The sequence below is a fragment of the Hymenobacter profundi genome, from assembly GCF_019334315.1.
Lineage (GTDB): Bacteria > Bacteroidota > Bacteroidia > Cytophagales > Hymenobacteraceae > Hymenobacter > Hymenobacter profundi.
Map to the genome: position 1 here is coordinate 18,104 of NZ_JAHWGL010000043.1, position 18,063 is coordinate 36,166.

General features: G+C 59.1%; 11 protein-coding genes and 1 pseudogene. 5 read left to right on the top strand and 7 right to left on the bottom strand.

Features of this window, described 5'->3' with window-relative positions; translation table 11 throughout:
• The first annotated feature begins 146 nt into the window (after nt 1-146).
• Both KYK14_RS22170 and KYK14_RS11540 read left to right on the top strand, forming a co-directional pair.
• A complete protein-coding gene (locus KYK14_RS22170; protein ID WP_246601805.1) occupies nt 147-236 on the top strand; it encodes a Uma2 family endonuclease in 90 nt (29 codons plus the stop codon).
• Nucleotides 237-459: 223 nt separating this feature from the next.
• The gene (locus KYK14_RS11540) at nt 460-1,299 is read left to right on the top strand and encodes an FkbM family methyltransferase (protein WP_219158967.1); all 840 of its coding nucleotides are present in this window, start codon (nt 460-462) and stop codon (nt 1,297-1,299) included.
• Between the two features lie 8 nt (nt 1,300-1,307).
• Here the strand turns inward: KYK14_RS11540 and KYK14_RS11545 are convergent, their stop codons facing one another.
• Nucleotides 1,308-2,186 carry a hypothetical protein gene (locus tag KYK14_RS11545; RefSeq protein ID WP_219158968.1) on the bottom strand — a complete coding sequence of 293 codons (879 nt, stop codon included), beginning with the start codon at nt 2,184-2,186 and terminating at the stop codon, nt 1,308-1,310.
• Nucleotides 2,187-2,215: 29 nt separating this feature from the next.
• On the bottom strand, nt 2,216-7,768 hold the full coding sequence (locus KYK14_RS11550) for an alpha-2-macroglobulin family protein (RefSeq protein ID WP_219158970.1): 5,553 nt from the start codon (nt 7,766-7,768) through the stop codon (nt 2,216-2,218).
• Nucleotides 7,769-8,093: 325 nt separating this feature from the next.
• Between KYK14_RS11550 and KYK14_RS11555 the strand changes: the two are divergent.
• Together KYK14_RS11555 and KYK14_RS11560 are read left to right on the top strand one after the other, a co-directional pair.
• Nucleotides 8,094-8,639 (top strand): annotated as a pseudogene (locus tag KYK14_RS11555) (RBBP9/YdeN family alpha/beta hydrolase); the annotation flags it as partial.
• Between the two features lie 120 nt (nt 8,640-8,759).
• Nucleotides 8,760-9,401 (top strand): M28 family peptidase, encoded by a 642-nt coding sequence (locus KYK14_RS11560; protein WP_219158972.1) that lies wholly within the window; start codon nt 8,760-8,762, stop codon nt 9,399-9,401.
• A gap of 221 nt (nt 9,402-9,622) precedes the next feature.
• Here KYK14_RS11560 and KYK14_RS11565 read toward each other — a convergent pair whose 3' ends face one another.
• From KYK14_RS11565 to KYK14_RS11585, 5 genes are all read right to left on the bottom strand, one after another.
• Nucleotides 9,623-10,696, bottom strand: a complete 1,074-nt coding sequence (locus KYK14_RS11565) for an alpha/beta hydrolase (RefSeq protein WP_343217091.1) — start codon at nt 10,694-10,696, stop codon at nt 9,623-9,625.
• A gap of 251 nt (nt 10,697-10,947) precedes the next feature.
• Nucleotides 10,948-11,733, bottom strand: coding sequence for a LytR/AlgR family response regulator transcription factor (locus tag KYK14_RS11570; RefSeq protein ID WP_219158974.1), 786 nt, complete (start codon nt 11,731-11,733; stop codon nt 10,948-10,950).
• 30 nt (nt 11,734-11,763) lie between these two features.
• Entirely contained in the window at nt 11,764-12,819 is a 1,056-nt protein-coding gene (locus KYK14_RS11575; RefSeq protein WP_219158976.1) for a sensor histidine kinase, read from the bottom strand.
• A gap of 138 nt (nt 12,820-12,957) precedes the next feature.
• Nucleotides 12,958-14,955: a beta-L-arabinofuranosidase domain-containing protein gene (locus tag KYK14_RS11580; RefSeq protein ID WP_219158978.1), complete on the bottom strand. Its 1,998-nt coding sequence runs from the start codon at nt 14,953-14,955 to the stop codon at nt 12,958-12,960.
• 90 nt (nt 14,956-15,045) lie between these two features.
• Nucleotides 15,046-16,779, bottom strand: a complete 1,734-nt coding sequence (locus KYK14_RS11585; RefSeq protein WP_219158980.1) for an arylsulfatase — start codon at nt 16,777-16,779, stop codon at nt 15,046-15,048.
• A 232-nt stretch (nt 16,780-17,011) separates the two neighbouring features.
• Between KYK14_RS11585 and KYK14_RS11590 the strand changes: the two genes are divergently transcribed.
• Nucleotides 17,012-17,971 carry a formylglycine-generating enzyme family protein gene (locus KYK14_RS11590; RefSeq protein ID WP_246601807.1) on the top strand — a complete coding sequence of 320 codons (960 nt, stop codon included), beginning with the start codon at nt 17,012-17,014 and terminating at the stop codon, nt 17,969-17,971.
• Nucleotides 17,972-18,063 lie beyond the last annotated feature (92 nt).

The following is an 18,063-nucleotide window of genomic DNA, read 5'->3' on the forward strand; positions in this document are numbered from 1 at the left end:
TTCAATATGCGTCTCATCAAAGCTGCCTCCAACGGCGACGCGACCGTACAGCCCGACCTCTGCGTTGTCTGCGACCCTTCCAAGCTCAACGAATTCGGCTGCGTGGGTACCCCAATTGGATCATCGAAATCCTGAGCCTCGGCAGCATGGCGCACGACAGCAAAACTAAGTTTGACCTCTACGAGGAAAATGAGGTAGAGGAATACTGGATGGTTGATCCTGGCCTGAAAACGTAATCGTATACGTGTTGGAAAACGGGCAGTATCAGCTACAAGGCGCGTTCTATCAGCCAGGCCCTATTCCGACGCGCACCCTGCCCGGCCTTACGTTGGAGTGGGCGGAGGTATTTGAAGGGGTGTAGCGATAGGTGAATCATTTACGGCTAGCTGTTTCCGAAAATGTCTAGCTTTGAATTCGATTTTTGTCCGTTACTCTAGTACACTTTCCTCATTTAAAACTATGCTGAGCTACTTTAAAGAGAAACTTGCCCGCTATCAGCAAAAACGTACCTTTCAAGAGTACGGCTACGAAGTCAAGCGTTTCAATATTCCTACTATTGGAGAAGTAGAATATGCCCAATGGCAGCATCCTTTCGAGGGGGAGAAGGTCATGGATGCAGAAAGTGTGAACTTTTATAAGCTGTTTCTACGAGAAGGTGACTTAGCCATCGACATTGGTGCGCACACCGGCGATACGTCAGTCCCAATGGGGCTTGCAGTTGGTAAAGCTGGCTGCGTATTGGCTATTGAGCCAAACAAATATGTGTACAAGATTCTGGAAAAGAACGCCAGCTTGAACCCGACTCAAACGAACATTAAACCGCTCAACTTCGCCGTAACCGAGCAGAACGGCACTTTCGAATTTAACTACTCGGATGCTTCTTTTTGCAATGGTGGTTTCCTTTCTGAAATTGAAAATCAGAACCACAAGCATGCCTATACACTTCAAGTGACAGGTAGAAATCTGCCCGATTTCCTGCATGCGAATCACGAAGCCTTGTTATCCAAATTGGCTCTTGTGAAAGTAGATGCGGAAGGCTACGACAAAGAAATCATCAAGTCCATCCGCGAGATTCTTACGCGCTGGCAGCCTTTTCTGATTACGGAATGTTACAAACGTCTCAACGAAGCCGAGCGTTTCGACTTATTTGACACCGTGACAGGCCTGGGCTACTCTCTCCACCGTATTGGCGATCTGCAAGGGCACGACCGCATTGCTATTACGAAGCGGGAGGATATGCTGAAATGGCCCCACATGGATATGATTGGCATACCGCAGGGTAAGCAATTGCACGGGTAGGCAGCAGCTTAGAGTTGAATACGAGGCTCTTTGTACTGACGACCTACCAGCTTCAGTAAAGTCCGGCGCCAATTGGGTAAGGTACGGTAAGCCATTTCGGTTTTTTGTAGGCCGGGTAAATCGATGCCGTGGGCGCGGGCTAATAAATCTGCGTGTGAGCCGCCCTGATATTCATCAAATAGCTTAACGAGTAAAGGTCGGGCTACTTTTACATTCCAATAATGTATTGCATACGGCGCAACTTCCTGCACCGGTCCGTCCAGTGCAAAACGTGTGCAGCAGGCTAGCTGCTCCATTACAGGCTTGCAATAGGTAGCGTACAGCGTATCAGCTAGCTGCACTACATCACGCAGTACATGAGCATCTTGGCTACGTAATCCTACGGCCCCAGAGTTGTACATCTTAGATTCTGGGCTGATGCGCACTTGTGTGGCGCCTGCCTGAAACTCTCGCCCGCCTAAGCGTCGGTAAATTTTGCGGCTCAGCGGGCTGCCGTCTTTAAGTGTTCCCTCATCCTCGTGCATGAAGCGTACACCTTGTTCAATTTGCTCGAAAATAGGAGTAGGGTCACGCTGCCAGATGGTGTCCGTGTCCAGAAATAGCAAGTTGCCAGGATAATAAGTGGCGGCGTGCTCTAATACATTAATCTTCAACATATAAGGCATGTCGAAATTCCCACGCCACGCCTTCCAGTCGGCAGTAGAAACTGCAGGATAGTGGACATCTGGACGGCTACCCAATACTCTTCGGAAAGCATCTGGGGCATCCGTATAAATCAGTACATTGGCTAGAAGAGGGGGCGCGACTTCGAAATAGGAAAGTAAGCTATACAGAGCCTCTCCACGGTATACTGCGGCACCTTGGGCAACATAAACTAAGTAATTCATATCTACTCACAAAGGTAAGTTAGTTTGCTCTACCGCACCCGCACCACGCCCGCGCCCGAGTATGAGTGGTAGGCCGCGTTGTACATGGCATCGGCACTCACCGGACCTAGCTTAAACGTGCCCTTGCTCACAGCCCGTGCCAGGTAGTAGAATACCTTGGGCCGCGGGGTAGCGGTGGTGAACAGGTTCAGGCGGTCGTCGCGCACGTCGAGGTAGTCGGGTTGGGCGGCGTCGGTGGCCCAGGCCAAGTCGCGTACGGCGCCGATGCGCGGGTTTTCAATTTCCAGGCCGGCGGGCAGCAGATCCGTCACGGCCACGTTTTCGACGGTGCCGGCCGATTCGGCGGCTTGCAGGGTGAGGCGGACTACTACTAGGTCGTTTTGCTTGAAGGAGGTAGTAGCGAAAAACTGCCCGTTGCGGTCCAGGAACTCGCGGTGGATGCGCAGGTACTGGTCTTCCTCGGGCACGCGGCCGGAGGGCGAAATGCCCTCCATCTCCCAGAAATAGTAGAGCTTGCCGCTGCCCTGCGTGCGCAGCATCAGCGGGCGGTTGGCCACGTTCGTAACCGACACATCCTTGCTCGAAAACTGCCCTACCATCTTGCCATCGGCCAGCAGCGCGGCCGTGACGGTGCTGGCGGCGTTGCGGCGGGCCAGCTTGCCTAGGGCGAGCAGGGAAAACGCCCGTTCCTGGGTGTTTAGCCAACTTGCCTGCTGCACCTGCCGGCTCAGCTGCCGGGCCAGCAGAGCCACTTGCGGGTGGTCGGCGTCGGCGGCGAGCAGGGCGTTGAGCACCAGTGCCTCGTCGCGGATGGGGGAGGAGAACGAGCCGGCCAGCTCGCGGCCATCGGTGGTTTTGGGGGCGAAGCGGGTGGGCAGGAGCTGCTGGAAGCTGCGCTGGTTGCCGGCCACGGCAAAGGTGCAGGCCAGCACCCAGCGTGCATCCTCGGTGAGTAGGGCGCGGTTGGCCTTGTAGTAGTTCAGCGCCACCGCGTCAGGCTGACCGGCCAGGGCCAGCACGTAGAGGGAGTAGGCGGTTTCGCGCTTGGCCCGCGTCACGGGCTGGATGGCGCCGCCCGTTTGGATGATGTTGTAGGTGTCCGTTTCGCGGCGGCGCACCCGCGCTTGCAGGTAGCGAAACACCCGGTCGAGCACGGTTTTGTTGACCGTGAAGCCAGCCTGCTGGGCTTCGAGCAGGAAGTGGGCGGCGTAGGCTGTGGCCCACCAGTTGTCGTAGTCGCCGCCGGGCCAGTAGCTGAGGCTGCCGTTGTACATCTGCTGCGCCTCTACCTTGCGGATGGCCTCCTGCACGTGGTAGTTAGGATTATACGGACTCGCCTTCGCTGCCTTGCCGGTTTGCTGCCCCAGCGTGGCCGCCAAATCACCATAGTACAGTTGCGGGAAAGCAGCCGACACGGTTTGCTCCAAACAGCCGTACGGGTACTGTAATAGGTAGCGCAAGTCCTTGGCAAACACCGTCATTGGCGAGCGGCTCACCACCAACTGGCTCCGCAGCGATGAGGGGATGAAATCCGTTTGCAGCTTCAGCGGCTGCGTCGTGCCGCCCGCTACCTCGCCGGAGCCAGTACGCTTCTGTAACGGCGACGTCGGGCGAACGGGAAGTTCGATGGTTTCGCGGAAGCCGTTGCCATTTGTTGAAATATTATTGGGCCTCATGTAAGCAATGATGCTATCGTTGCCTATTGCTTCAGCTCTGATTCTGAAAATAACCCTGCGTTCAGTGTTTGCTGGAATACTAATCTTCCGACTGTTTGCTCTAAAACCCACTAGGTCCTGTGCTGCTAAGTCCTCCTTAGTGTATACTATTTTTAATGGCAGTATTTTCTTTGTTTCGCGTTTGTTACCTAATAAAAGTCCTGCCGAACCAGTAATATTTTCCCCCGTCGTATTCGTCAGCGTCACCGGCACGTCAATCGTGTCGCCGGGGCTGAGGAAGCGGGGTAGGGCGGTGCTGATGACCACCGGATCGGCGACGCGCATGGTGTGCTCGGCCGCGCCGAACGCGTCGTCTTTGTAGGCCACGGCCATGACGCGCACGGCCCCCGAAAACTGCGGAATCCGCACGCGGTAGCGCACTTTGCCGTTAGCATCGGCCGTGAGCACGCCGCTCCAGTTGGCCAGGAGCTTCACGCGGCGCGAGGGTACGGGCGTGGTGCGGCGGGAGAGGTCGGCGGCGTCGCCGCCGCTGCTGCTGGTGCCGAGTTCGGGGAGCAGGAAGGGGTACACGTCGTAGGCCTGCACTTCCAGAGCGCGCTTCTGGTAGAAGTAGCCGTGCGGGTCGGGCGTGCGGTAGTCCTTCATCTGCAAAATGCCCTCGTCCACCACGGCCAGCGTCACCTGGGCGCGGGGCGCGGTGCTCACCTCAATGGTCTGGAAGGTCTGGGAGCGGCTCTGCGCGGGCGCTTTGATGCTGACGGCCAGCTTCGAATCGGGCTTCTCCACCATCAGCGGCACGAAGCCACGGGCCACCGTGAGGGGTAGGCGGTTGTCGCGAATCTCACGAATGGCCGTGGCCGTCACGTACACGTTGGGCACGTGTCCGGCGCGAATCGGCACGTCTACCTTCGCCGATTTCTCGTCGGTGGTCACGTAGAAGCTGTTCAGCACCCGGTCCCGTTCTACCGTCACGAGCACGCGACCAGGGAAAGGCGTTTTCAGCAGCAGGTGGGCCGTTTCGCCGGGTTCGTATTTGGCTTTGTCGGGCTCGATGGTCACCTCGCCTTCGTTGTTCACCTCGAAGCTGTTGGCCTGGGTGTCGCCGTAGCCGTAGGCGTACACCTGCTGGGCCACGTAGGTAGCCGCGCCCGGCCGCGCTACCCTGATTTCGTACTCGCCGGAGTAGGTAGGCGCAAACTGCACCGCCGCGCCACCACTCGCGCCTACGGTAACATGCTGACTAGATACCACTTGCTCGCGCTTCTGCGAGTTATAGATGTAGCGGCCGCCCTGGCGCTCAATCACGGTTTCCCAGAGTAGGCGCACCACCTGCACCCGCGCCGGGGCGCTGGTGGGCTGGCCGGCGGGCGTGAGGGCCACCACCTGCACCGGCACCTTCTCGCGGGTGCTCACCAACTCCGGCAGTGCCCGAATACCAAAAAGGACAGGCTGAGTCTGCACTTCGAAAGTAGCCAGGCGGTTCACGGGGCGGCCGGTTTCGTCGAACACTGTGGTGAAGGCTGCGCCTTCCAGCGTACCCAGGTCGGTGTAGTCGGGCACCTGGTAGGTGGCGGTGCTGCGGCCGGCGTCGTCGGTAGTGCCTTCACGCACCGTCTTCTCGAAGCGGGCCGAAATCGGCGTTTGCTCTTGGTAGCCGTAATTGCCGCGCCGCTTCTCGCCGCTGTTGATGGCGAAAGTATAATCGGGGTAGTTTTTCGGGGTGAAGGGCTTTTCTTTCAGCGAAAACTCCACCTCAAACTTGCGGTCGGCGGCGGGCGGACCGAACAGGTTTTGCGCCATGATGAGGGCCGAAACCGGCTGGCCCGGCTTCACCACGGCCCGCGAGGCTTTCACCGTCACCTTCAGTCTGTCCGGAATAAATTCTTCCACGCTCAGTTGGCGCGAGGTCAGCAGCACGTCGTTGCCGGTGAGGACTTCCAGCGTGTAGAGGCCCGTCATGATGCTGGGCGGCAGGATAAACCGCGCCTCAAACGCCCCCGCTGCCGACAGCTGCTGGCGCAAACTCGCGTATTCCTTGCCGGTGGGTAGGAGCAGGCGAATCTTGACGGGTAGGTTTTTGGGTGGCGCCTGCCAGGTTTCGGTCCGAATGATGGTATTCGTGCGGATAGTGTCGCCGGGGCGATACAGGTCCCGGTCGCCGTACAGGAAGGCCTGGTAGCGGGCCGCGTTGCTCTGCAAGCCCCCTACCTCAAACCGCGACGTTTCCACGCGGCTCCGGCTCAGGTCTAAAAACGTGAAATCGGCCTGGCGCTGCGCCATCACCATGCCCAGCCGGAACCGACTGGTAGCAGCCGTGCTGTCGAATTTCGCTACCCCATCAGAGTTCGTGGTGCCGGTGCCCATCACTTGGTTGTTGTTACTCACGAAGCGCACCGACACGCCCGACAGCGGTTTCGCGTCGCGGATGGAGTTGGCAAATACCAGCGTGCTACCCGCCGCGCCCTGCTTCACAATCAGGCCGATGTCCGTTACAGCCACTAGCTTGCTCACTTGCAGCCACTGCCGCTCGGTGTCTTGTATCTTGATGATGTATAGGCCTTTCAACCCATCGGTAAACTCCAGCTCTTTCAGGCTGAGGTTGAGTAGGCGCAAGCCCTGCTGCTTAGGCAGCCCCGCCACCGTATAGGTGCGCTCCGACAGCACGTTGCCCACATTCTCGACGTCGTAGTACTGAAACGAACGGTCAATGTACTCGCCGTTGTCGTCCGTGTTGTCTTCTTCAGAATCGGGGTCGTACTCGGGGTAGCCGTATTGCGAGCCGCTACGCAACAGCTGCTGTATGTTGTTGGCGTAGACTTTCGCAATGGTCACCTTCACCTGCGCTACCTCGTTGATGCGCACGCCCAGGTTGCGGGCGCCCAGCGCATCGAGGTACATGGCCTTGTCGCCGCTGGCAAAGCTGATGGTCGGCCGCTCGTTGCCGAAGCTTATGGTTTGCGTCACGTCCTCGTCCAGCTGCCCGCCCAGCGTGCCGCGCAAGCCGCTGCCGATGCGCACCTGGTAGCTCTTGCCTACCTCAAACCCGCCCTTCAACGTGAAGCCGCCCTCCTGCGTCTCCACTGCAAACGGCACCTGTGGCGACACGGCCAGCACGCCTGTCAGGTCGCCCTCGGCTACGGGCTGGTTGGTGCGCACCGTTACAACCGGGTCGGCGCCCTGCAAGTAGCCCGACACGCTGCTCACGGCCAAGGCCTGTGGGTCGGGCACATCTACGGGTAGGGTGAAATCCTGTGTAGTGGGTTGGTCGCTGCCGGCGGCGCGCAGCCCGGCCGCCAGTGCTACCGTGAGCGGGGAGCCGGGCCGTACGTCCTGCGTCAGGCCAAGCTGGATGGTCTGGTTGGGCTCGGTGGTCAGCACCTCGAAGGCCACCGGCTGCCCGTCCTGCGTGAGGCGCAACAGCGGCCGCACATCGGCGGGGCGCACGGCATAGTTGAAGGGCACATCGAGGCGCAACTCAGCGGTACCTGCCGCCCGGCGCGAGCGGCCCCAATACGCCTGCACCGTGCCTGGCTGGAGATAGGGCGTGTGAAATACGCGGCGGTTTTCCGGCAGTTCCACGTCGCGCTTGTCGGCGGGTAGGGCCTGGGGCCGCAGCGTCGCCCGGAAGGTAGTGCTGGGTCGGAACGGCGTGAGGGGCGAGAAGATCAGCTCCCGGTCGTTGGTCCACTTGAACTTGCCCCGCACGGCCGGCTCAAATGTTACTACCTGCGTGGTATCCCAGCGGTCTTGCTGCTCCGGCCCTACTACCGCTTGGTCGAACTCAAATACCAGGTTTTGGTAAGGGTCGATTTCTTCGCCGTTGGGGGCAGTAGGCGAGGTGGTTTTTGTGCAGGCGCATAGGAATAGCAGCAGCCACAGCAGCGGCAAGCGGGGTAGACGGGGCATTGTGTATAGTGGAGTTGGATAGAGGGGTAAGGTATAGAAAACGGGTGTTATATGCTTTTTTGTATATGTTAAATTCAGCTTAACATGAGCGAAATACCTGTTTAATTAGCCTGAGTTTAGCGTAACGTAACTCGTGCTTCGGTTCGCTTCGAGGATGAGGTTGCACCTCATCTGCCGCATAGCAGAACCGTGCTGTTCACATAGCATCGTTCTGGTGAGGCAGGCACAACTCCCGGCATAGTCGGCACGAGCTACACTGTGCTAAACTTGCGCTAGTTACCTTGCTTCACGCTGGCGTAGCTTACACAGCAAGCGCTTACAGTCGCAGGACAACCACTTCCTTATGCCTACTACCATTCTCACCGCGCCTGGACTAGGCAACTCTGGCCCGATACACTGGCAAACGCAGTGGGAACAGCAGTACGGATACCAACGCGTGCAGCAGCACGATTGGAACCACCCCGTTTGCGCTGATTGGGTGCAAACGCTTGAAGCTGCCGTAGCTGCTGCCGGCCCGCAAGTGGTGCTGGTGGCGCACAGCCTGGCCTGCGCTACGGTGGCGCACTGGGCCGCTACTACTCGCCACCACCTGCAAGGCGTTCTGCTCGTAGCGCCCGCCGATGTCGACCGGCCCGACTTCCCGCCCGAAGTGGTAGGCTTTGCGCCCATGCCACTGGCGCGCCTACCGTTTCCCAGCATCGTGGTAGCCAGCACCGATGATCAGTACGTCAGCCTAGCTAGAGCCCAACAGTTTGCGGAGGCCTGGGGTAGCCGGTTTGTGAATGTAGGTGCGCTAGGGCATCTAAACTCCGAATCAGGGTTGGGGCTGTGGCCGCAGGGGTATCAGTTACTTCAGGAGCTGTTGGGATAGGAGTAGGCATTTGGGCGCTCAGGTGTTGTTCAGCTACCCAGAGAAAAGAGTGTTTTCAGGCAGACAAAGCCTTGCCAGTCGTATAGTAACTGATACTCCACTACGCCCACGCTTCTTCCTATGGCTGCCAACCACACCCGACTCTACGCCGATGTGCAGTTCCTGACCGAACTGCAACCGGCGCGCAACTACCGCAACCTGGCCTCGCTCAACCAAGCACCCAACTACATTCAGGCGGCGATACGCCAAGCTGGCGGCCAGCCGCAAGACCAAGTGTTTCGCGTCGATGGCCAGAAATATCGCAACGTCATTGCTTCCTACGGGCCGCCCGATGCACCGCGCCTTGTAGTAGGGGCGCACTACGACGTGTGCGGCGACCAGCCCGGTGCCGACGACAACGCCAGCGCCGTGGCTGGCCTACTGGAAACGGCTCGTCTGCTACACGAGCAGCGCCCCGCCCTATGCTACCGCCTCGACTTGGTGGCGTATTGCCTGGAAGAGCCGCCCTACTTTGCCACCGATAACATGGGCAGCGCCGTGCACGCCAAGTCGTTGCAGGAAGCGGGTGTGGTAGTGTGGGCCATGATCTGCTACGAGATGATCGGGTACTTTAGCGACGTGCCCGGCTCCCAGCACTGGCGGCACTATATCCCAATACCGGCAATTACTCACCAGACCTCCGATACCATCGATACACTGGATTTTCACCGCATGGCGCGGGTAGTTGATGGCGTGTACGGTGCCTTATTGGGTCTAACTTAGCAAATAACGTGAAGCTCTGCTTCGCGACCGTGTGAACGACAGGGTAGTAGCCCATAACGACTACTTTTTAGTGTCTTCATCAGCCTTTGAATAACACAGGATTAACCGTCTGCTAACAGAGCACTGTATCAAAGCCAAAACGGCACGGCGTTCCGTGGACACCGTGCCGTTTTGGCTTTGATAAGAAACTAGGCTTAAGCTACTATTAAAGTAGCAGAAGGCTACTGCAAACTCTTCTTCAGTTCTGAGGCAGCCAAGGCTTGCGCTTCGCGGGCTTCGGGTACTACCGTGGCCATGCCAAAGAACTCGTGCGTTACGCCTTCATACACCTTCGCTGTTACCGGCACACCGGCGGCTTTCAGCTTGCTGGCGTACTCTTGACCTTCGCTTTGCAGCGGGTCAATTTCAGCGTTGATGACCGTAGCTGGGGGTAGGCCGCCCAAGTTGGTAGCATTCACCAGTGAAATCAGTGGGTTGGTGCCGTCAGCAGAGCTCGTCAGGTACTTGTCGTAGAACCACTGCATCAGCGGCTTGCTTAGGGGCTTGGCGTTGGCGTACTGCGTATACGACGGCGTGTTCATGTCGTAGCGGGCAATGGGGTACACCAGCAGTTGGTGCACGGGCAGCGGCACCGAAGCGTCGCGGGCCATTAGGCATACCGCCCCGGCTAGGTTGCCCCCGGCGCTTTCACCGGCCACCGCAATGCGCTGGGCGTTGATGTTGAGCGTAGTAGCGTTGTCACGTACCCAGCGGTAGGCTGCAAACGAGTCGTTGTGGGCGGTAGGAAACTTAAACTCTGGCGCCTGACGGTAGGCCACCGATACCACTACGGCGCCCGTCTGCTCCGACAAGGCCCGCGCCGATGGATCATAGGTGTTCAGGTTGGCAATAACCCAGCCGCCGCCGTGGTAATATACAATGGCTGGCAAGGTACCCGTCATATTTTTGGGACGGTAGATGCGTACGCGAATCGTGCCACCCGATACCGGAATGCGCTGCCCGGTGGTGTCTACCTGCGACACGGGAGCGGGTATGTTGTAATCACGCATCACGGCCATGGCCGCATCGGTAGCCGAAGGCGCCATGCGGGCTTGCTGCGGCGTGAGCGACGTGAGCGCAACCCCATTGCTAAGCTGGTCGAGCTTTTCGATGACGGTTTGCATCTCCGGGTGAATCGTTGGACCCCATTCGGGCTTCGGGCCGGCGGGTTTGATGCCCGAGCTATCGGAGTCAGAATCGTCGTTGCAGGAAGTAGCGCCGGCCAGTACACCAGCCAGGAAAAGCGCAGAAACCACGCGCCGGGACCAGGTCCGCGCAGTGATCAGAGAGGAAAGATGATTGTTCATGGAGTTCATCATAAGGGTGAGGGGTGGAGCCCGTTAGCTTGGTCAAAACCGCTGGCTAACGAGTCACCCCTCATACGCCTGCTGATGCGTACCCGCCTCCTGGCAGGGACGAGTTGGCTATTATCAGGGACAAGCTGTACTGTAAAAAGGGTAGTCGGTCCGGTTTGCCTGTTCAGCTAGCCAAGCTACTCACAAGCAGTTCAAGAAATAAACTGCTTCAAAAACTGCTGAATGGCGTCGTTGTAGCTGCGCGAGGAGGTGAGGTGCTGGCCGTCTTGTAGCGTGAGTAGGTACTCGCCGTGGGCCCAGGGTCGCAGCTCTTTCACCTGCTGGGTGTTCACAATAAGCGAGCGGTGAATGCGCAGAAACACGCTGGGGTCGAGCTGGCGCTCTAGCTGGCTGAGAGTAGAGCGCAACACGTGGGGCTGCCCTTGAGCATGCACAGTTACGTAGTTGCCGGTGGCCTCCAGGTATTGCACCTGCGCCGTGGGCACAAAGTAAAGCCGCCCCGGCTGCTTCACCAGCAACTGGGTAGGAAACGTAGGTGCAGCGGCGGGGCTGGGTAGGGTGCTCAGGAAGGAAGTGAGTTGCTGGTGCAACTGCTTGGCCTGGTGCTGCGCCATGCGCTGGCGCACGTGGGCCAAGCAGCGGGTAAAGCGGTCGGGGTCGAGGGGCTTGAGCAGGTAGTCGAGTGCATGGGCTTCAAAAGCCTGTAGGGTGTAGCGGTCGTAGGCCGTCACGAAGACCACCAGCGGCATCGGCTGCTCTTGAAGTTGCTGAAGTACCTGCAAGCCCGTGAAGTCGGGCATTTGCACGTCCATAAATACCAAGTCTACCTCCGCATCACCAGATAGGGCAGCCAGGGCCTCGGCGCCGTTGCTGCACTGGCCCTGCACCGTGAAGTCGGGAGCATGGGTCAGGAGCTGGGTGATGCGTCGGCGAGCAAGCGGTTCATCATCTACAATCAACGTGCGAATCGACGACATAGGAAGCAGCAAACCAGAAATAGGGTAGGGTTAATTTGTCTGGAAGGGCAGCTCCAGGCGAACCACCGTGCCCTGCTCTGCGCCCGAGCGTAGGGTAAGTACGTAGCGGCTACCGTACAAGGTGCGCAGCCGCTGCTCAGTATTGGCCAAGCCTACCCCACGCACACTAGAGGCATGGGGGCTGCTGCCGCTGTTGTGCACTTCCAGAACAAGCTGGTTGTCCTGCCGATGCGCTTGCAGCTGGATGCTGCCGCCGCCCACCGCCGCCAGCCCATGCTGCACGGCGTTTTCAATTAGGGGCTGCAACAGCAAGTGCGGCACCAGGGCGGGTAGGGCGGCAGGCGCTACGTGGTGCGTGAAGGTGAGGCGGTCGGAGAAGCGCACCTGCTCGATGTCGAGGTAGAGCTGCACGAAATGCAGCTCCTCGGCCAGGGGCACTTGCTGGGCTTCAGTGTGGTCGAGCACCAGGCGCAGAAACTCGCCGAGCTTGGCGGTCATGCGCTGGGCCGCGCGGGGCTCGTCCTCAATCAGCGTAGAAAGGGCGTTGAGGGTATTGAAGAGGAAATGCGGATTGAGCTGCTGTTTCAGCGCGTGCAATTGGGCCTGCACCAGCTGAGTTTCCAGGCGGGCGGCCTCCAGGCTGCGGTGCTGCCACTTGTGGTAAAAGTCTAGGGCGTAGGCCACAAACAGCACCATCCAGTAAATCGGAATCCAGACGTTGACCGAGCCCAGAATGGCCGCCCAGGAAAGACGCACGCCCGGCACCGCCATCAGGTAGAGCAGCGCGAGGTAGGCGGCTCGGTAGAGCACCGTAATCAGTACACTTGCTACGGCGTGCACCAGCAGGTAGGCCAGCCAGCGCCGCCGACCTGCGGTGAGATTGAAGCGCGTAGCCAGCTCAAAGACCACCGGCGTGAGCAGGGTGCCAATGATGCCGTAGACCAGCGGCCCCAGCACCGCCGTGCGCCAGTGCACCGACAAGCCACTGGTGAGGGCCTGCCCATACACGAGCAAAATCATGAACAGCGTGAACACGCCCCAGGCCAGGGCCACCCGAAACCACGTAAGGCGGTGTAGTAATAACATGCGGAACAAACCAAAAGAGGTCTACTCCAACGTAACTATACCCGGCTAAGTTGGGCCTGATGGCTGTAGCGGCCAGTAGACCCTACTCATGCTAACAAGTGATTTTTGACGAGCTATGCGATGGTAGTGTACGCTGAGCTACGGCCGCACCACCGGAAAGGACGTAATGCGTAGATTAGTAGCGCCGTACGGAATAAGCGTCAGCGTTTCGGGAGTGGACTCGGCGGGCCGGGCTACCGGACTGGCCGGCGGCGGACCAGCCGAGTTCTGTGCCATCTGCCACTCGGGTAGGCGCATGCCCTGCACGCGCAACTCAACGGGTGCGCTATCCGGCGAAAAGACTACGCCAGTAGTCGGCAACTCCTTCACCTGAAATGCATTGGTGGGGTCGGCTGAGGGTAGCAACAGGCCGTAGTTCCAAGGGGTAGTAGCCCGCACGGTGTAGTCGTCAGCTTGGTTGGGCCGGTCGCGCAGTTTGTCCCACTGTTCGCCCAGCTTCAGCCCATACACCAGCGGCCCACGCTCCACCGATACCGACTGGTTGTAGCCCGGCTGCACGCGCACGTCCATGGGTAGGCGCAACTCCACCACATCACCCTGCTGCCAGCGGCGCTTTAGCTGGTAGAAGGTACCAGCCTTCGGAGCATCGGCCACGGTTTTACCATTCACCGTCACCGTCGCCTTATCGGCCCAGGCCGGGATGCGCAGGCGCAACGGGAAAGCCACTTTCTTGGCCGATTTCGCCACCACAAGCCGGATGTTGTCGCGGAAAGGGTAGTCGGTTTCCTCGCGAATGGTGATGTCCGTTTTGCCTACCTGGGTGGTTAGCTCGCTGGGCGCGTAGGCCGCGGCCACCAGGCCACCGTCGGGCGAGGCCATCCAGAGATTGGCCGCAAACTTAGGCCAGCCCTGGTGCATATTGGCCGTGCAACACCCGAACCACGGCTCCAGGCCATACACATTGGAGTCGTCGCCGTTGGTGGACCACTGCCGCTTGGCTTTGCTCACCAGCACTTGGTTGGGCTGCTGGTCGTACTGATGCGCCCACATGGTAGGGTCGAAGGTGGCGGGTAGGGCGTTGAAGGTGATTTTCTCCAGCCGGTCGCCAAAAGCAGGGTCGCCGAGCAAGGCCAGCAGCTGCTCGTAGGAGTACTGCGCCTCTACCACCGCGCACAGCTCAATACCCTGCGAGGGGTTGCGGCCCGAGAAATGCTCGTCGCCGCTATACATACCGTTGGGCAGCCCGTGGTATTGGTCTAGCATCTTGATTTGCTGGTAGATGCTCTGGCGGTCGGCAGTGGTGCCGCCGGTCATGCCCCAAAGCGCGGGCATCTTCAGGGCCATAGCATTGTTGACGCCATGGGCCTGCAAGGATTTGTCGGTCAATCCTTTCGGTAGGCCCAAGCTCTCCGCCGACGTTGGCTCGGTGAAGGGAAACTGCGCGTACATCTGTTGCCAGTTGTAGCCCTGCCCGGCCAGCTGCCGGGCCAGCGTCAGCAGTTTCGGATTCTTGGTCTTTTCGTACACCCACCGGATGGGCAGCAGCTCCTCGGCCCAGCGGTACTTGGCCCACTCGTGTAGCGGATTAGCAGCCAGTTGGCTGCTCTGGTAGGCGAAGTATTTCTCCATGAAGGGGACCACGCGCTTGTCACCAGTGGCTTCCTGATACTGCATCAGGCTTTTAAGCACCAGCATATTCGGCCACCAGTCTTTATTCTTGGCGGGGCCGATGGCACCATCGGGCCGTTGACTTTGCAACGTCCAGTCAATCCACTTCTGCGCTTTGGCTTTCAGGATAGGGTCGTCGAGGAGGTAGGCCAGGGGTAACAGCCCGTCGAGGTAATAGGGGCCTCGTTCCCAGCCCTCGCCCGAGCCACCCAACCAAGCACTGTTCGGCCCCACATCGGACCAAAACTCGTCCAAATGGCCTGTCAACCCATCGGCCTGAATGCGCAACTGACGCTGAAGCCAACCCGCCGGTTTCACCGCACCCAGAGGCATCATCTGAAACGCACTAGCCTGAAAAGCCGCTGATTTGGGAGCGGTAGGGGTAGGTGTTGGCGGCGTTTGGGCGTATCCACTTAGAGGGAGTAGCGCCACGGTCAACGGAAAAACAAACCGGGTGAGAAAGGTCATAGGGTAGGGAGGTAGGGTGGGGGAGTAGCCGACCGAAGCCGCTTGCTACTGTCTGTGTTGCTTCCGAAGTAGTTTCAGTACTTGGAGAGGCTACTGTTGAGCCGTGGGCTTCGGAAAGACTTTGTATTCCTCGGCCAACTGCTGCCAGCGCTGACTCATAACCGTCACGCGGTCGGGGTATTGGGTGGCCAGGTTCTTGGTTTCGGAACGGTTGTTTTTGAGGTCGTACAGCTCCCAGGGCGTGTTGGCGTCTAGGCGCACAATCTTCCAATCTTGCTGCCGGAACGCCGCCGCGCCGAAATGCTCCCAGAACAACTCCGGGTGAATACGCTGGGCTGGCGCCTTGGACGAGGCCAACAATGGCACGAAGCTCTTGCCGGGGGTAGGTGTGATGGTGCGCCCCTCGAAGGTGCTAGGGTAAGAAGCCTGCGCCAGGTCCAGGAACGTGCTCATCATATCAATCACGTGCAGCGGCTCGCGCACCAAGCGGCCGGGCTGCTGCACGCCCTGGGGCCAATGCACAATCAAAGGAGTGGCAATGCCACCTTCGTGCTGCTTGGCCTTGTAGTAGCGAAACGGCGTGTTGATGCTGTGCGCCCACACTGCGCCAATACCAGCGTGCACCAGTTGCCCATTAGGTAGGACTTCTTTCTTGGTCGGAAACGCCACCGTTTGGCCCTCGCGGGTGCTGCCGGCCCGGTCGAAGCCGGGGCCGTACTCGGTGGGGTCTTCTGAGCTGGCACCGTTGTCGGATAAAAATAGGATGATAGTGTTATCGAGCTGTTTGGTGCGCTTCAACTCCGCAATCAGGTGGCCTATGTTCTGGTCCATGCGGTCGACCATGGCCGCGTGCACGGCCATGGCGTGCGCGTCCCAGTCCTTAGTAGGGTTGGTGGCCCAGTCCTTTTTCGGAAACATAAAGTCCGGCAGCGGCGTGGTGGCTGGGTCAAACAGCTTCAGGTCGATGATGCGCTTGTAGCGGCTCTGCCGCAGCGCCTGCCAGCCATTTTTGTAGGTGTTTTCGTACTTTTTGATATCCTCGGGTAGGGCCTGAATGGGCCAGTGCGGGGCCGTATAGGCCACGTACATGAAAAACGGCTTATCAGCCTGCTTGCCAAACTGCCGCACAAACGACACCGCCGTATCGCCGATGGCATTGGTGTAGTAAAAATCCTTGGGTACCGCTTTCACCGGCTTGTTGCCGTACACCAAGCTGAACGGGTCGAAGTAATCGACCACGCCCCAAATGGTGCCGTAGAACTTCTCGAAGCCGCGGCCCGTGGGGTAGGTACTGGGGTCAGAAAATGCGCCGTAGTCGGCTTGGTGGGCCAGCCACTTCAGTTGCTCCGCGTTGTCTTTGCGCCCCACCGTTTCCGAAATATGCCACTTGCCTACCATACCGGTCTGGTAGCCAGCCGCGCGCAAGGCCTCGGCAATGGTTACAGTGTGCTTATCCAGCGTGCCCTGATAACCAGTTTTGCCCTCAGCAAACGTCATTTTGCCAATACCCGCCTGGTGCGGATACAGGCCCGTGAGCATGGAAGCGCGGGTAGGGCAGCACCGCCCCATGTTGTAGCAAGCATTGAAACGAAGCCCATCCTTGGCGAGCTTGTCCAGATTGGGCGTGTTGATTTCGCCACCGTAGCAACCTAGATCGGAGTAGCCCAGGTCGTCGGCCATGATGAGGATGATGTTGGGGCGTTTGGCCGATTTGGATGGCGCCAGGGTGAAGGCCATTGAGCCCATCAGCACCACCAAGGCCAGTGCACTGCTAACGGCGTGGTAGGCGTAGCGCCCAGTGTTTTTGACTGGTAGACGAAACATGCTATTGCTGATAAGAGACACGGAAGCCCACCGCAAAAGGATGCCGCGAACCTCATTAACCCAGAAGAACCAGCCGACAAGCTAAATCATTTTAGCATATTGAGTATGATGCCTATAAAGATTTGTGTTCTATTGGTGTAAACAAACCGCAATCCGGTTGCTTTCGAAAGCAGTCTGTGCTGACATTTACTCGTGCTGTACTACCCCGTCCAATCTTTCGTCATGTATGCTGATGCGTCATTTTCTGCTCAATAGTCTGTGTGCCAGTAGCCTACTGCTGGCACTAAGCGCCTGTGAATCTGGCCCACTTGAGCAACGGAAGTATTCGCCTACCATCACGGTGTTTGCTCACGAGCCGGCACAGAAAACAGCTCCAACCAACGCTCTGCCCGCTGCCGTGCCGGCCGGGATGGTGTACGTGCCCGGCGGCTACACTCAGGTTGGTTCCGCCGATGGCGTGGCGCAGGAAAAGCCTGCGTTTTGGGTGCTGGTAAAGCCATTTCTACTAGATCAGCACGAAGTGACGGTAGGGCAGTTTCGGGCTTTTGTGCAGGCTACCGGCTACAAAACAGAGGCCGAGCACTTCGGCAACGGTGGTGTGCTGGACGAAACCACCAAGCAATGGGGCCTGAAAGATGGGGCCAATTGGCAGTACCCCTACGGCCCCGAAGCCGGCCCCGCCGTGCCCGACCAGCCCGTCACGCAAGTATCGTGGAACGATGCGCAGGCGTACGCCAAGTGGGCTGGCAAGCGCCTACCTGATGAAATAGAGTGGGAACACGCTGCCCGCAATGGCCGCAACACCCGCACGCTCTACCCCGCCGGCGACAGCCTACAAGTGCAGGGCAGGTTCACGGCCAACACCTGGAACGGCACCTTCCCCGATTTTGACCGCCAGACCGACGGCTTCCACTACGCCGCGCCGGTAGGCTCGTTCGGCACGTCGCCGCTGGGCCTGGCCGATATGTCGGGCAACGTGTGGGAGTGGTGCGCCAACTACAAGCTCACCTACGCCGACATCATGGACTCGGTGGCCGTGGCCAACTCGCCTACCACCGAGCGCGCCCAGCGGGGCGGTTCTTTCCTATGCGAGCCAGGCTGGTGCCACGGCTACCGCGTGTCGGGTAGGGCGGGCAGCACCCCGGAAACAGCCCTCATGCACGTGGGCTTTCGGTGTGTGCAGGATTTGTAGCTGCTTGCCGTCGTCTGCCGGTCCGACGCCGTAGGCGTCCGACCGGTTGTCGTTGCCCGAGCTTCGTGCTGACGCTTGCCTCTCCTACCTCT

Excerpts from the sequence above, each read along its gene's own strand:
- KYK14_RS11545 (WP_219158968.1), bottom strand. The coding sequence starts at position 2,186 with ATGAATTACTTAGTTTATGTTGCCCAAGGTGCCGCAGTATACCGTGGA.
- KYK14_RS11590 (WP_246601807.1), top strand. The coding sequence starts at position 17,012 with ATGCGTCATTTTCTGCTCAATAGTCTGTGTGCCAGTAGCCTACTGCTG.
- KYK14_RS11575 (WP_219158976.1), bottom strand. The coding sequence starts at position 12,819 with ATGTTATTACTACACCGCCTTACGTGGTTTCGGGTGGCCCTGGCCTGG.
- KYK14_RS11540 (WP_219158967.1), top strand. The coding sequence starts at position 460 with ATGCTGAGCTACTTTAAAGAGAAACTTGCCCGCTATCAGCAAAAACGT.
- KYK14_RS11550 (WP_219158970.1), bottom strand. The coding sequence starts at position 7,768 with ATGCCCCGTCTACCCCGCTTGCCGCTGCTGTGGCTGCTGCTATTCCTA.
- KYK14_RS11580 (WP_219158978.1), bottom strand. The coding sequence starts at position 14,955 with ATGACCTTTCTCACCCGGTTTGTTTTTCCGTTGACCGTGGCGCTACTC.
- KYK14_RS11570 (WP_219158974.1), bottom strand. The coding sequence starts at position 11,733 with ATGTCGTCGATTCGCACGTTGATTGTAGATGATGAACCGCTTGCTCGC.
- KYK14_RS11560 (WP_219158972.1), top strand. The coding sequence starts at position 8,760 with ATGGCTGCCAACCACACCCGACTCTACGCCGATGTGCAGTTCCTGACC.
- KYK14_RS22170 (WP_246601805.1), top strand. The coding sequence starts at position 147 with ATGGCGCACGACAGCAAAACTAAGTTTGACCTCTACGAGGAAAATGAG.
- KYK14_RS11585 (WP_219158980.1), bottom strand. The coding sequence starts at position 16,779 with ATGTTTCGTCTACCAGTCAAAAACACTGGGCGCTACGCCTACCACGCC.